Here is a 13878-nt window from a genome sequence, read left to right as displayed (position 1 = left end):
GGCAGAGCCGGCGGATCGACTACACGCGCTTGTCGAATGTGGCGCGCGACCACAGGTATCCGACGAGGGCGAACCCGGCGCACCAGGCGAGCGCGGCGGCCGTGTAACCGCCGGAGGGGTGGCCGAACAGAAACCCCCGCAACGCTTCGATGATCGGCGTGAAGGGCTGATACTGCGCGAACTGCCGGATGCCGGGCCCCATCTGCTCGGCGGGCACGATCGCGCTGCTCACGAACGGCAGCATGATCAGCGGCACCACCGTCATACCCGCGGATTCCGGCGTCTTCGCGGCCATTCCCAGCGCGACCGTGAGCCAGGCGGCCGCGAACGATGTCGCCGCCATGATGCCGATCGCGCCGAGCCAGTCGAGCGCGCTCGCCGGCGACCGGAACCCCAGTGCGAACGCCACACCGAGGACGGCGGCGATGGCCACCACGTTGGTCAGCACGGTGGCCGCCACATGGCCGGTCAGCACGGCGCCACGGGAGACGCTCATGACCTTGAACCGGTTGATGACGCCCTTGGCCATGTCGGAGCTCACCGACACCGCGGTGCCCGACAACCCGTAGCTGATGGCCAGCAGGATCATGCCCGGCGTCGCGTAGTCGATGTACTGTTCTCCGACGTCGAACGCGTTGCCGAACACGTACACGAAGATCAGCATCATCACGACCGGCATCAGAGCCGCGTTGAATATCGTGACCGGGGTCCGGGCGATGTGCTTGAAGTTGCGGCGCAGCATGATCGACGAATCGGCCAGCGGTGCGGAAATGGTGCTCATTGTGCGACAGCCTCCGTGGTGGCGTGACCGGTCAGGGCGAAGAAGACATCGTCGAGATCAGGGGTGTGGACGGAGACCTCGTCGGCGTCGACCGAGTGTTCGGCGAGCCGGTTCAGCAGCTCCCGCAGCGATTTCGTCCCGCCGTCACCCGGGACACGCAACATCAGCGCCTCGTCGTCGCGGGTGGCGGCGGGCAGAATCCGCGCCGCCGCGTCCAGGTCGTCGACGTGGGTGAACCGGAGCCGGATGTGGCTGCCGGGTATCCGGCGCTTGAGTTCGTCGGGCGTGCCCGCGCCGACGATGCGGCCCTGGTCGAGCACCGCGATCCGGTCGGCCAGTTGATCGGCTTCCTCGAGGTATTGGGTGGTGAGGAAGATCGTCACACCCTCGGTCGTCAGTTCCCGGACGATCTCCCACATGGTGCGGCGGCTGCGCGGATCGAGTCCGGTGGTCGGCTCGTCCAGGAAGACGATCCGCGGCTTGGTGACCAGCGTCATCGCCAGGTCCAGTTTCCGGCGCATACCCCCGGAGTAGGTCGAGGCCTGCTTGCGCGCCGATCCGGTCAGATCGAACCGTTCCAGCAACTCGGCGGCCACCCGCTTGCCCTCCTGGGGCCGCAAATGGTGCAGATCCGCCATCAGCCGCAGGTTCTCCTCCCCCGTCAGCAGATCGTCCACCGCCGCGAACTGGCCGGTCACCCCGATCGCCGCGCGCACCGCGTCGGGCTCGGTCGCGATATCGTGCCCGGCGACGCGCGCGGTGCCGCCATCGATCTTCAGCAGGGTGGTCAGCACGTTCACCGCCGTGGTCTTGCCCGCCCCGTTCGGGCCGAGCAGAGAGAAGATCGTGCCGGCACCTATTTCCAAATCGATGCCATCGAGGATCGTCTTGTCCCCGTATGCTTTTCGCAGCCCGGAAGCTGTAATCGCTGAACTGTTCACACGGATACTGTCGCCAGCCCGGCTGATACGGTCCTGACACCGGCCTGACATGTCCGCTGACACGGTGGCCACGCTCGGAAGCGCGGCCCGTCAGGGATGGAGTCACCCGGTGCAACGCGCCAGTCCACCGGGATCGAAAATACGTTCGACTCGAGGTAAGGTGCCGGAGCATGCCGGACCACGAGCCCATCCTCTTCGCTCGAACGCGGATCAACGACGTGCGCAGGCAGCTGCTGGACGCGGCCGCGTTCGGCAAACATCTTGGACCCGAACAACTGGAGAACATGGCGGGCAAGCTGGCCGAGGGTTTGCGCGCGTACACCGAGGCCTTCGCGGCCGAAGCCACACCGGTGAACCCGCCCGCCGACGGCCGCGCCTGCCTCGACTACCGCGGACGCATTCGCTGAAGGCCGGACTCCGCGATTTCGTATTCGTCCCGGCAGAAGCGTTGTCGGCGACACCCGTTGCGATGGGTACGCAGGCGGGCTAGATCGGGAGGAAGCCCGCTCCGGGGCCGCCGCGCGCGTCGACGTCGTCGAGGATGGTGGTCATCTTCATCCCGAGCTGCGGCCCGAGGCACGGCACCGTCACGTACGCGTTCACCATGCTCACCAGCGTCGTCCCGACTACGACCGGCCCACCGGAGTCACCGGGGACGACGCATATCTGCGTCCAGGTCCACGTGCTGGGCTCCACCACGTCTCCGTAGGTCAGTCCGCAGGTCTGACCGGTGCTATAGCCTTCCTTGCACGCGATATCGGGGAACTTCGCAGGGCCGCCCACCTGGGTGATCGTCGTGTTGCCGACGCGGCTCACCGGCACCACCTTGTCCGGTTCGAACACGATGACGGCGTAATCCATGTCGACGTTGGTCTGGGCGACAGTCCCGACCGGGCCTGCTTCGCGATCGGCCGCCGCGGTGACGCTGCTGCCCTCCCCACCACAATGCGCCGCGGTGAAGCCCACCAGCCGGCCCGCGCCATCGTGCCCGATGGTGGTGAGCGAACAGATGCCCTGCTCGTTGACGACGATGCCGGAGCCGCCGCCCAGCACGACCGGAACGGCGGCGCGCGCCGCACCCGCCTGCGCCCCGATCAGTGTCGCGCATGCTGCGAGCGCAGCAGCTGTTCCCGCAAGTTTCTCGAACATGCCGCATCCAATCGGTCGAAGGGAAGATCGTCCCCCCATGCCGCGCGAACATACTGCTGTGCACTTGAAAGGCTCGTCGACCAGGCGTCCATCACCAATGGTGCGGGATGCAGCCGGTTCAGGTGTGCGTCCTTGATGACGAAACGCCGACGGTCACGCCACGATCTGGTGAGCGGGCGTGCCGTGCGGCGTTCGTCGTTTTGTCGGCGACGCTGCCCAGCGAATCAGGCGAGGCAGACCGGGAAGAAGAAGATGAACGGCGGGAAGAAACAGACCGGCCAGAAGAATGGCGCCCAGAACAAGAATGCGTCATTGGTCTGCACTTGCCCATGCTGGGAGACGTCCACGGCTGCCGGAGGGGCAGGCACAGGGGCTCCTTCGGGGGAGGCGGTAGCCACGCCCGAACCGAAAGCGATCAGCGGCACACAGGCTGCCGCCGATACGGCTGCGATAACCTTGGTTTTGGTCATGATGCTTCCTTCAACTGACTGGTGGGATGCCTTCGCCCGTTCGTTGAAGACCTCCCGCATATGACCTCTCTCACTCTTCTCTCAGGAAGCGCGCGACATCATCGTCCCCGGGGTCGGAAACACTCACCCCCCGGGGTGAAACCGGAGGTGAGCACGGGCACCCGCGCCGGTGCCGTGCTAATGGCAGAAATCTCGTCTACGTCCTTCCTTCCACCGCGCCCGGTCTGCCAACCGCGTCCAGCGCGGGCCGGGATACGTCAACTCGGCATGCCCACCGCCGTCTCGATACCCGCCGAGCCAAGAGAAATGGGGGCTCTCCCGCCGGTCTACGATCAGCCCGACCTTCTGAGAGGAAATCATGACCAAGTCCTTCGCCGCTGCGCTCGCCGCGACCGCCGCCGCTCTGCTCTTCCTGCCCGCCGCCCCCGCGCAAGCCCGATCCCCCTTCTGCGCCAGGGCCATCGAACTGATCAACATCGCGATCGACACGAACGGCGGCACCCTCGACGGCGCGACGGCGGCAGAGCTGTCCGACCGACTGAACGCCCTGGCCTATCTCACCCAAGGCGCGGAGCAGGACGCCATCACCGCCTACGCCAACGCGCTGGTAGACGAGAACGTCACCGACCTCAACCCCTACACCGACGAACTCAACCGCGCCTGCGCCTGAATACGAGCTTCACCCCCGTTTGGTGGCTTGCCCCTAACGCTTCGCGACGAATCCCATCCATATACACGGACCGAACGACAACCGTCGACTAAACCGTGACGCCGAGCCGTCCGGCCAGTGCCCGCGATTCCCGCTCGACGATCTTTCCGCCGTGAGTGACCAACTCGGCAGCAAGTTTTCGCGACAGCGGAAGAAGGGGCGTCAGGGTGCGCCTGGTCTCGAAGATGATCGCGAATGGCGCACCGCACTCAGCACACCCCGGCGCCGTCCTCAGCCCGCCTAGAACCCGCGAGTGGCACATGACGGAGGCCGATCGCGAGTGACCTCTCCGTCATGTGCCACTCACGCGCGGGATCGGACGCGCCCCGCCTGCAAACGCCCGGCACGGATGCGGCGAGTTGGAGAATTGGAGTGACTTGGCTGCCGGCATGGGTATTTGCACTGATAGGCGGGCCTCGTTCAGGGACAAGCCGTGACGAGATGCCGGGTTCGTCATGCGCTGCGCAGCCGAATTCTTCGGGTCGCGTCGAGATGTCGGTCGACGGTGAACTGTGCGGTGGTGCCGACGATGGGGGGCGTGCCGGACCAGGACAGGACGGACCAGAGGCCGTCGAATGCTACGCAGTATTCGCGGTTGCTGGGGAAGACGTCGGTGATCTCGGCGGTGACTGCGGAGCCGACGGGGTGGCGGTTCTTGGCGGCGCACCATTCGGACTCGCTCGAGACGGGAAACCCTGTCGTGCTCGATCGGAAGGCGGGATCGAGAGGCCAGAGGCGAACCTGGCCGCGTGTGTGCTGGAGAACCTCGAACTCGGTCACTGTGCCCACGGCCGGCCATTGCTCGGCGGAAAACGGCAGACTCAGGATGTCGACGAATCCGGTGGGTGGATGGCCCAAGTCGACGAACAGTCCGACAACGCCGGGTCGCGGAATCAGCGTGACCACTCCGGTCACATGGTCACCGATCGGATAAAGGCCGTGCGCGGCCTTGAGTTCGTCTTCGAGTTGGGGGTCAGGTTCGATCATCGTTGGGCTATTTCAACGATCACTTCTACCGGTTGTCAACGGCCCGATGCGAAGGCGCATTATCTATCGTGGACGAGCGCTGTTCAAGATCGAAACCGCTCGTGAAAAAACAAAACCCCCTGATCAGGGCCTATTTGTGGGGCGGGCGGGGCTCGAACCCGCGACCAATGGATTATGAGTCCACGGCTCTAACCGACTGAGCTACCGCCCCATCCCGCGGGAACCGCGAGCGTTGGGGATGCTACCGGGTCGGGTGGGTTCCGGACCAGTCGGAGGGGGATGACCTAGGGTGGGTGGGTCGGAAACTTACTGGAGGGTCAGGTATGGCCGGTCTGTTCACGAAGGTGCTGAAGGCGCATCAGTGGGTGTACGAGAACAGTGGCGGATTGGTGGGGCATCGGCTGCTGTTGGGGAATCCGACGCTGCTGCTGCGGACGGTGGGGCGCAAGTCCGGCAAGGAGCGCACCTCGGCGCTGACGTACGCGCGCGACGGCGCGGACTATCTGGTGACGGCGTCCAACGGCGGGTCGCCGCGGCCGCCGGGGTGGCTGGCGAATCTGAGAGCGCGACCGGAATGCGAAATCCAGGTCGGGCGGCGGAAACTCATGGTGCGGGCGCGGGCGACGCTGCCGGACGATCCCGAGTACGCACGGCGGTGGGAGCTCGTCGACAAGGTGAACAAGGGTCGCTACAGCGCCTATCAGAAGCTGACCAAGCGGCCCATCGCGGTCGTGGTGCTGACCCCGGCGCAGGGTCAGCCCTCGCGATAGTCGTCGTCCCAGTCGTCCTCGTAGTCCTCGGCGTCGTCGTGGTCGTCCCATGGCTCGGCTTCCTTCGGCGGCCGGCTGGCGAACTGCACGACAGCGACCACGAAGCCGAGCACCACGATGACGATTACCACGACGAGCAGAGTTCCCACCCCGGCACCCTAGCGCCGTCGCCGGGGCGGCGCACTACATCGATTGTCCAGTTCGACGCATTGTTCACACTGTTAACAAAGTGCGCCCCAGCGCCGCCCTGGACTCGATGGCGGCATGCGCCCGAGCGGCTTCGTCGAGCGGGAAGGTCTGGCCGATGACGACCTCCAAGCGCCCCGCGGCGACCTCCTCCTGGGCGCGCCGGGCCAGCGCCGGCCAATCGATGCCGGCGCCGGTGATGTCGAACAGCCCGTACACCGTGACTCCGCGCGCCGCGGCGGCGTCCCGATCCAGTGCGGCGAATTCCCCTGCCGCAGCGCCGTATCCGAGGAAACGCCCGCCATCCGCGGCCACCGTGAGCGCGGCCTCGCCGAGCGCACCGCCCGCACCGTCGAACACCACGTGCGCGCCCGCTCCCCCGGTCGCGGCGCGCGCCTTCTCCGCCCAGTCGGGCTCGGAGTAGTCGACCACCGCGGTCGCGCCGAGCCGCTGGGCGAGTTCCAGCTTGGCGGCGCCACGCGCGGCGGCGACGACGTTCGCGCCCGCCGCGCGGGCCAGCTGGATCAACAGCACGCCCAGCCCACCGGCGGCGGCGGTGATCAGTACCCATTCGCCCGGCTGGACGGCGGCGCGGTCGAACACCGCCAGCGCGGTCCTGCCGTCGTGCGCCAGCGCGACGGCCTGCGCCGGGGTCAACCCGTCCGGCAAGGCGACCAGCGTGTCCGCCTTCGCCAGCGCTTTCTCGGCGTATCCGCCGATCGGCAGGCCCCCGCCGATACCGCTGGCCGCGGTGGGCGTCGACACCCGCTTGCCCACCCAGGACGGATCGACGCCCGGCCCGACCGAAGCCACCACCCCGGCGACCGCGCCGCCGGGCACATAAGGCAGTTCGATCGCGAAGAAATCGGTCCCCCAGCCCGACCGCAGCCGGGTGTCCAGGAACATCACGTCCGCGGCGGCCACGTCGACCACCACCTCCCCCGGTCCGGCCACCGGATCGGGCAGCTCACGCACGACGAGCACTTCCGGTCCACCGAACTCACTGGCTTGCACAGCCCGCATGACACAACCCTTCATCGTTCCTTGCCTTCTTCGGACGAAGATCAGCATGAAACCTGAAGTCATGTTGAGGTCAAATCGTGCGTCAGGAACCGCCGCCGCAACTGGAACTGCTACCACCACCGCAGCTGGAGCTACTGCCCCCGCCGCAGCTCGAACTGCTCCCGCCACCGCAGCTGGAGCTACTTCCGCCGCCGCACCCGCTTCCGCCAGCGCAACTGCTGCCGTGGTGATGATGGTCGTGGTGGTGGTGATGCCCGCCGCTGGAGCCGCCGGGTTGGTCGGATCCGCCGAACAAACCGGCTCCGCCGGCCGCCCAGAACGGATCTGTGGAACCCCCCTCGTTGTATCCGCCGCCGCGGTAGCCGCCCCACCCGCCGTATGGGGGCGGCGGCATGAACCGGTTGCGTTGCGAGCGGATGATGACGACTACGACGATGATCGGAACCGCCACGAGGAGCAGCACCATCAGCAAGACGAACAGAAGGATGAGTGCGCTCATGTCAGAACGGTAGCGGCAGATCGGCGCGCACGTACAGTGAAGTGTGGTGAACTTCAGGTTCCGTCGATCCCCGGCGCGCGGAATCGATCCGGCGGCCGTACGCGCCGCCGTCGACGCGCTGGAACTGCCCGAGGCGGTCTACAAGACGTGCCCTTGGCAGCCAAGGGATTTGGTGGACAAGGGATTGCGGCAGTGGCTGCTGTGCTGCGGCGCGGCCATGCGCGACGATCAGGTGATCGGCATGCCGTCACACGCGGTGGACGAGGCATGGCACGGATTCATCCTGTGCACCATGCGCTACGCCGATTTCTGCGCGAAGGCCTACGGCCGCTTCCTGCACCACTTCCCGGAGGGCGCCGGACCGCCGAACCCGGCGCACGGCTCGATGGCCGAACAGCTCGGCCGCACCGTGGTCGCGTGGTCGCTGGTGGCGGCTCCTGACGAGGAATGCGTGCTGTGGGATCTGGACCGGCGGGTCGGTGTCGAGCACCCATGGGGAATCGACTCCGATCGGGTCGCGGCCGTCGAGGCCGAGCTGGCGCGCACCCGCGCTTCCTGATCCGCCAGAAACCGGACGAAGCCGGGCGCGACCCGATATCCGCGAGCACCGGCCCGACCGTCTCGTACACACCCGCAGGTCAGCTCACAGATCGAGCACGAGGCGGCCGCCGTCGGCGCGCGAGACGCAGACGAGCATCGCACCCGCCTCGCGTTCGGCGTCGGTGAGCACGCTGTCGCGGTGATCTGGTTCGCCGCCGAGCACGCGCACCTTGCAGGTGCGGCAGAATCCCTGCCTGCACGAGTACGGACGATCGGGCCGGGAAGCGAGAACGGCGTCGAGCGCGGTGCGATCCGCGCCGACCTCGACGACCTCCCCGGTGGAGGCGAATTGGATCTCGAACGGCTTGCCGCGCACGATCGGCGGTGGCGAGAACCGCTCGAAATGCAGTTCCGCGCAGGGCATTTCCCGAACGGCGTCGGCGATGACGGTGATCATCGGCACCGGGCCGCAGCAATAGACGGCGGTACCGGGCCGCACGCCCGGCAGCAAGGTGCTCGCATCGGGGAGCCCGTGCTCGTCGTCGGTGCGGACGACCACGCGATCGCCGAATCTCGCCAGTTCGCCGAGGAACGGCAAGGTGTCCCGGCTGCGCCCGGTGTACACCATCGACCACTCGATGCCCAGCCGGTGCGCCAGCTCGACCATGGGCAGGATCGGCGTGACGCCGATGCCGCCCGCCACGAAATGCAAACGCGTGGCGGGTGATCCGTGGCCGGGCACGGCGAACGGGAAGGCGTTGCGCGGACCGCGCACCACGATCGGCGAACCCACCGGGAGGCGATCGTGCACTTCGACGGATCCACCGCCGCCTTCGGGGATCCGGCGCACAGCCACACGGTAGGCGTGCACGTCGGCCGGGTCGCCGCACAGCGAATACTGCCGCAGCCGACCGGAAGGCAGCTCCAGGTCGAGGTGCGCGCCCGGACGCCATGGCGGCAACGCGCGTCCGTCGGGGGCGGCCAGCCGCAGGCTCACCACGTCCTGGTCACGGGCCTCGATCCGCCGCTCGGTGACCACCAGCGCCAGCCGCCGGTCATCCACCTTCGGACGCGGATCGCGCCGGTTGACCAGAGCGGTCCAGCGCAGTCGCGCCGAGGCGACCGCGTGCAGCACGCGCACGGTGCGGTCGCGGTCACGCCTGCCGAACAGGTCGGCGGGCAGCTGGTCGGGAACGGGCGATTTCACGAGGCCATCGCCCGCGCCGCCGGGGACTTGGCCAGATAGGCCACCGCCTGCGCGGTGGAGCCGACCGTCTCCGGGTCGTAGCCGGGCTTGAATGTGCTCAACGCGCTCCACAACAGCGAGGGGACGCCGGGCAACGCGCCGCGCCACATCGCACCGAAGACCCGCCCCAGCAACCGGGGGTAACCGAGGTCGGGCAGGTCGCGGTCCTGATGGACCAGGAATTTGGTGCCCCGCACCACCAGCGTCAGGAAGATCGGGAATACCAGCAGCATGAGGGCCGCGCGCCGCAGGTATCCCGCGCCGAAGTACACGGCCACGTCGTGCGCGACGTGCCGGTGCTCGACCTCCTCCGCCCCGTGCCAGCGGAACAGGTCCGCCATGCGCGGGTCGGCGCCGAACCGCTCCAGATCCGCGTTGAGCACCCAGTCGCCCAGGTAGGCGAAGAAGTGCTCCAGGCACGCGATGAAGGCCAGCCGCTCCACCATCACCTGCCGTTCGGCCACGCCCTCGACATCCCTCGGTCCGAGCGTCCGGCGGAACAGGTACTCGGCGTGCCGCACATAGGGTTCGGGATCGATGCCGTGTGCGGCGAGCACTTCGTGCAGCACCTTGTCGTGCGTCTCGGCGTGCATCGATTCCTGACCGATGAACCCGAGCATCGCTTCCCGCAGCCGCTCGTCCCGCACGTACGGCAGCGCCTCGGCGTACGCGGCGCAGAACATGCGCTCGCCCTCGGGCAGCAGGAGATTCAGCGAGTTGATCAGATGCGAGGCGATGGGCTCGGCGGGCATCCAGCGCAGCGGCGTGTCCGACCAGTCGAAGCGCACGTTGCGGGCGTGCAGCGCCACGGCGCCCGGGTCGGTGTCGGGCCGCCGCCTGCGAAGTAGCTTCATCGGTACTCCTCGATCCTCCCGCGCCCGCGTCGCCGCGCAGTTCCTACGTTTCCGTAGCATACACATACATGAAACTTCCGGTAACACACAAAGCCGTCCCGTCGGCTGTACGGTGACACAACTCGCGAGAGTCGTCACACCCTGCCGCGTCCGACCCAAAATTAGAACAGGTTCTAGTAGGCTTTTGCTATGGAACGATTGACCGGATTGGACGCCAGCTTTCTCTACTTGGAAACCGGAACCCAGCATCTGCACGTCTGCGCGCTGCTGATCCTCGACCCGTCGTCGGGCGACTACTCGTTCGACGGATTCAAAGCCGAACTGGCCCGGCGGCTTCCCCTGATTCCGCAGATGCGCCGCCGCGTGCACGAGGTGCCGCTGAACCTCGACCACCCCGTCTGGGTGGAGGACGAGAATTTCGACCTCGACTACCACGTCCGCCGGATCGCGATCGCGGCGCCGGCCGGACGACGCGAACTGGCCGAGCTCGTCGGAGACATCGCAAGCCGCCCGATGGATCGCGACCGCCCGCTGTGGGAGATGTCCGTGGTGGAGGGCCTCGACGACGGGAAGGTCGCGGTGATCTGCAAATATCACCACGCCGCCGTGGACGGCATCACCGGCGCCGATCTGATGATGCACCTGTGCGATCCGGAGCCTGGCGTCACCAAGGCGGTGCCCGACCAGCAGTGGCGTCCCGAGCCGAAACCGAACGACTGGCAATTGCTGGCCGAGGCGGTGGTGAGATTCCCGGCCCGGGCGGGCATCGTCGGAATGCTGCCGAAAACCCTCGGCGTGGTGGCCGGGTTCGCACAGCGCCGTCGCCAGAACAAGGCGGGCATGGCCATACCGTTCTCCGCTCCTCGCACGCCCTTCAATCTCGCCATCACCCCGCACCGCGCCGTCGCGTTCACCGAGGCCGAACTCGACGCCGTCAAGGAGATTCGCTCCGCGTTCGGCGTCAAGGTGAACGACGTGGTGCTGACCGTCGTCGCGGGCGCGCTGCGCACCTACTTGGCCGGGCGCGACGAATTGCCCGACCGCTCGCTCATCGCGTCGGTTCCGGTGTCGGTGCACGAGTCCACCCGGCACAAGGCGGGCATCAACAAGGTGTCCGCGCTGTTCGCGCAGCTCGGCACCGACATCGCCGACCCGGTGGAACGCCTGCGCGAGGTGGCCGAGGCCAATCAGGGAGCCAAGGAAGAGCACAAAGTGATAGGTGCGGACTTCCTGCAGGACTGGTCGCAATACGCCCCGCCGAACACTTTCCGGCTCGCGGCGCGAATGTACTCCTCGCTGAAACTGGCGGAGAAGCACCCGGTGGTGCACAACTTGGTGGTGTCCAACGTGCCGGGTCCGCCGATGCCGCTGTACTTCCTCGGCGTCCGTGTGGAGGGGATGTACCCGTTCGGACCGGTGTTCCACGGCGCGGGCCTGACGGTGACCGTGCTGTCGAACAACGACAAATTGAACTTCGGCTTCATCGCCTGCAAGGAACTGGTGCCCGACATCGCGGCGCTGGCCGACGCCGTTCCCGGCGTGGTCGCCGACCTGCTCGCCGCGGCACGCACCTCGGGCTGAGCCCCTGGCCCCTGTCCGCCACCGCCGCCGGACAGGATCGGCCGAATCACCTCTTCGCGGCGACGGCCGCACAGGCTTCGAGCAACACCGGCACGAAACGGTCGGCCTCCAGCACACAGGACGCGTGCCCGGCCGCGACCAGATGCTTGCTCGCCCCCGGGATCAATGTCGCCAGCTCCAGCTGCCGAGAGACCGGAATCGCCCGGTCCTTGGTCGTGATCACCACAGCCGTCGGCATCGCCAGGTCGGGCAGCCACGCGGTCGCGTCGAAGCGCCCCACCGCCGCGAGCACCTGGGTGAGCGCCCACCCGCTGGTGCTGCGGAACTCGCCGAGCGCCCACCGATCCAATCGTCCTGGCGCCCAGGTGATCTCGGGAAGCTCGGGCAGACGGCCAGCGAGCCGCTCGGCACGGCGGTAGGAGTATTGCTCCACAGCGGCGGCGAAAGCGCCGAACGTCCGATGGAAAGCGTGCTCGCTCCATTTCTCGCGAAACCGATAGGGCGTCGCGCAGAGCACCAGCCCGCTCACCCGGTCCGGATGCCGATGCCCCGCCAGCAGGCTCACGATTCCGCCCAGCGAGAATCCCACGCAGATGGCTCGGTCGATTTCCAACGCGTCGAGCACGGCCGCCACGTCGTCGGCGCAGTCCTCCAGGGTGAACCGCTGCGAGCGGATGCCGCGCCCGTGCCACCGCTGGTCGAACAGGATGACCCGGTACCGCCGCGCCAGCTCCGCCAACGACGGAAACCAGGTGAGGTACGCGGTGCAGGCGGTCGCGTGCAGGAGCACCAGCACGGGCGCGTGCTCGGGTCCGGGGATGTCGACCACGTAGGTCCGGCCCCGGCCCGCCAGATCGACCAGGCGGCCACCGGGCACCTCGGCGATGTCGGGCACCCGCAGGCGTCCGCCGAATCGCGTCACGCCGCGGCCGGAGTTCGTCATAGCGCACCTCCCGAGTGCTCACATGGGAGATATTTTAGAACACGTTCTACAGAGAGGCCCACCGCTGGTCGTCAGCCGAGGCATCCCGAGTGCCGCCTTCCGGGCGAGTTGTCCATTCCGTCGCGACCCATGACCGCCGACGCGGACGCGCCTGAACCTTCGCGCACCACGCGCGCTCCGTCAGGACCCGGCGAAGGGGACCCGGCCCAGACTTCGTCGAGGCGGCGTCGCAGCTCCCGTGAACACCACCCTTCTCCGTCGACGTACCGGCACGTTCGGATCCTTCGCGGCCACGTCGGCTCCGGATGGCCCGATTCGGGCATACGGACCGCTCACCGGGACGCGAAGACGATCGCGCCGTCACCGGCGACCGTCTGGGCTACTGTCGCGAGACGCGCCACCACGAGGCGTGTTTCTGTAACGTGTTACAGACGATTCGAGAGACGGAGGTACCCCGGATGGGGCGGTTGACCGGCAAGGTGGCGTTGATCAGCGGCGGAGCGCGCGGAATGGGCGCGGCGCACGCCAAGGCCCTGGTCGCCGAGGACGCGCGCGTCGTGCTCGGCGACGTGCTCGACGACGAGGGCGCCGCGGTCGCCGCGGAACTCGGCGACCACGCCGCCTACGTCCACCTGGACGTGCGCGAGCCGGACGACTGGCGCAAAGCCGTCGGCACGGCGGTGGAGCGATTCGGGTCGCTGAGCGTACTGGTGAACAACGCGGGCATCGTGAACGGCAACCTGCTGGTGGCTTTCGAATTGGCCGAATGGCAGCGGATCATCGACATCAACCTCACCGGCACATTCCTCGGGATGCAGGCCGCGACGCCCGCGATGATCGAGGCGGGCGGCGGCTCGATCATCAACATCTCCTCCGTCGAGGGCATGCGCGGCAGCCCCGGGCTGCACGGCTACACGGCCACCAAGTTCGCCGTGCGCGGGCTCACCAAATCCACCGCGCTGGAGCTGGCGCAGTACAAGATCCGGGTGAATTCCGTGCACCCCGGCCTGATCCGGACGCCGATGACGGAGAACATCCCGGATGATTTCCTGCAGATCCCGCTCGGCCGCGGCGCCGACCCGTCCGAGGTCTCCGCGCTGGTGACCTTCCTGGCCAGCGACGAATCGTCGTACTCGACCGGCGCCGAGTTCGTCATCGACGGCGGTCTGACCGTGGGCGTCCCGCACAAGAGCTTCTGA

At 67.6% G+C, this 13878-nt stretch carries 17 protein-coding genes and 1 tRNA gene; 7 read left to right on the top strand and 11 right to left on the bottom strand.

Going from position 1 to position 13878, the window contains the following annotated elements; genetic code table 11:
* Positions 1–19: 19 nt before the first annotated feature.
* Together ACH49X_RS15430 and ACH49X_RS15425 are read right to left on the bottom strand one after the other, a co-directional pair.
* Positions 20–781, bottom strand: a complete 762-nt coding sequence (locus ACH49X_RS15430) for an ABC transporter permease (RefSeq protein ID WP_195077682.1) — start codon at positions 779–781, stop codon at positions 20–22.
* Positions 778–1773, bottom strand: a complete 996-nt coding sequence (locus ACH49X_RS15425) for an ATP-binding cassette domain-containing protein (protein WP_397070003.1) — start codon at positions 1771–1773, stop codon at positions 778–780. Before ACH49X_RS15425 ends, ACH49X_RS15430 begins: the two co-directional genes overlap by 4 nt.
* Before the next feature lie 119 nt (positions 1774–1892).
* On the opposite strand from ACH49X_RS15425, the gene ACH49X_RS15420 reads away from it, so the two are divergent.
* On the top strand, positions 1893–2129 hold the full coding sequence (locus ACH49X_RS15420) for a DUF6374 family protein (protein ID WP_357108827.1): 237 nt from the start codon (positions 1893–1895) through the stop codon (positions 2127–2129).
* Positions 2130–2208: 79 nt separating this feature from the next.
* On the opposite strand, the gene ACH49X_RS15415 is transcribed toward ACH49X_RS15420, so the two are convergent.
* Together ACH49X_RS15415 and ACH49X_RS15410 are read right to left on the bottom strand one after the other, a co-directional pair.
* Positions 2209–2871 (bottom strand): serine protease, encoded by a 663-nt coding sequence (locus ACH49X_RS15415; protein ID WP_357205258.1) that lies wholly within the window; start codon positions 2869–2871, stop codon positions 2209–2211.
* 224 nt (positions 2872–3095) lie between these two features.
* Positions 3096–3341 (bottom strand): hypothetical protein, encoded by a 246-nt coding sequence (locus tag ACH49X_RS15410; protein WP_195077678.1) that lies wholly within the window; start codon positions 3339–3341, stop codon positions 3096–3098.
* A 358-nt stretch (positions 3342–3699) separates the two neighbouring features.
* Between ACH49X_RS15410 and ACH49X_RS15405 the strand changes: the two genes are divergently transcribed.
* Positions 3700–4011, top strand: a complete 312-nt coding sequence (locus ACH49X_RS15405) for a hypothetical protein (RefSeq protein ID WP_195077677.1) — start codon at positions 3700–3702, stop codon at positions 4009–4011.
* A gap of 492 nt (positions 4012–4503) precedes the next feature.
* Here ACH49X_RS15405 and ACH49X_RS15400 read toward each other — a convergent pair whose 3' ends face one another.
* Positions 4504–5037: a hypothetical protein gene (locus ACH49X_RS15400; RefSeq protein ID WP_195077676.1), complete on the bottom strand. Its 534-nt coding sequence runs from the start codon at positions 5035–5037 to the stop codon at positions 4504–4506.
* Between the two features lie 137 nt (positions 5038–5174).
* A tRNA-Ile gene (locus tag ACH49X_RS15395) sits at positions 5175–5248 on the bottom strand.
* A 112-nt stretch (positions 5249–5360) separates the two neighbouring features.
* Here ACH49X_RS15395 and ACH49X_RS15390 point away from each other — a divergent pair.
* Complete coding sequence (locus tag ACH49X_RS15390; protein ID WP_357108819.1) at positions 5361–5807, top strand: nitroreductase/quinone reductase family protein; 447 nt, start codon at positions 5361–5363, stop codon at positions 5805–5807.
* Here ACH49X_RS15390 and ACH49X_RS15385 read toward each other — a convergent pair.
* Positions 5792–5956 (bottom strand): hypothetical protein, encoded by a 165-nt coding sequence (locus ACH49X_RS15385; protein ID WP_195077674.1) that lies wholly within the window; start codon positions 5954–5956, stop codon positions 5792–5794. The genes ACH49X_RS15390 and ACH49X_RS15385 overlap by 16 nt on opposite strands.
* Before the next feature lie 64 nt (positions 5957–6020).
* Complete coding sequence (locus ACH49X_RS15380) at positions 6021–7016, bottom strand: zinc-binding dehydrogenase (RefSeq protein WP_195077673.1); 996 nt, start codon at positions 7014–7016, stop codon at positions 6021–6023.
* A gap of 77 nt (positions 7017–7093) precedes the next feature.
* On the opposite strand from ACH49X_RS15380, the gene ACH49X_RS15375 reads away from it, so the two are divergent.
* Positions 7094–7246 (top strand): hypothetical protein, encoded by a 153-nt coding sequence (locus ACH49X_RS15375; protein WP_357205255.1) that lies wholly within the window; start codon positions 7094–7096, stop codon positions 7244–7246.
* 312 nt (positions 7247–7558) lie between these two features.
* Positions 7559–8074, top strand: a complete 516-nt coding sequence (locus ACH49X_RS15370; protein WP_397069997.1) for a hypothetical protein — start codon at positions 7559–7561, stop codon at positions 8072–8074.
* An 84-nt stretch (positions 8075–8158) separates the two neighbouring features.
* Here the strand turns inward: ACH49X_RS15370 and ACH49X_RS15365 are convergent, their stop codons facing one another.
* Entirely contained in the window at positions 8159–9238 is a 1080-nt protein-coding gene (locus ACH49X_RS15365; protein ID WP_397070135.1) for a PDR/VanB family oxidoreductase, read from the bottom strand.
* 20 nt (positions 9239–9258) lie between these two features.
* Positions 9259–10155, bottom strand: coding sequence for a metal-dependent hydrolase (locus ACH49X_RS15360; protein WP_357205252.1), 897 nt, complete (start codon positions 10153–10155; stop codon positions 9259–9261).
* Positions 10156–10344: 189 nt separating this feature from the next.
* Here ACH49X_RS15360 and ACH49X_RS15355 point away from each other — a divergent pair, with 189 nt between their 5' ends.
* Positions 10345–11736, top strand: coding sequence for a wax ester/triacylglycerol synthase family O-acyltransferase (locus ACH49X_RS15355; protein ID WP_195077671.1), 1392 nt, complete (start codon positions 10345–10347; stop codon positions 11734–11736).
* 46 nt (positions 11737–11782) lie between these two features.
* Here ACH49X_RS15355 and ACH49X_RS15350 read toward each other — a convergent pair whose 3' ends face one another.
* Positions 11783–12679 (bottom strand): alpha/beta fold hydrolase, encoded by an 897-nt coding sequence (locus ACH49X_RS15350; RefSeq protein WP_195077670.1) that lies wholly within the window; start codon positions 12677–12679, stop codon positions 11783–11785.
* Between the two features lie 458 nt (positions 12680–13137).
* On the opposite strand from ACH49X_RS15350, the gene ACH49X_RS15345 reads away from it, so the two are divergent.
* Complete coding sequence (locus tag ACH49X_RS15345; RefSeq protein WP_195077669.1) at positions 13138–13878, top strand: glucose 1-dehydrogenase; 741 nt, start codon at positions 13138–13140, stop codon at positions 13876–13878.

Origin of the sequence: Nocardia sp. NPDC019323 (genome assembly GCF_044389845.1) — a bacterium.
In the GTDB taxonomy this organism is placed as follows: domain Bacteria; phylum Actinomycetota; class Actinomycetes; order Mycobacteriales; family Mycobacteriaceae; genus Nocardia; species Nocardia implantans.
The sequence above is the reverse complement of the archived record's forward strand: the minus strand, read 5'-3'. Positions and strand labels throughout refer to the sequence as shown.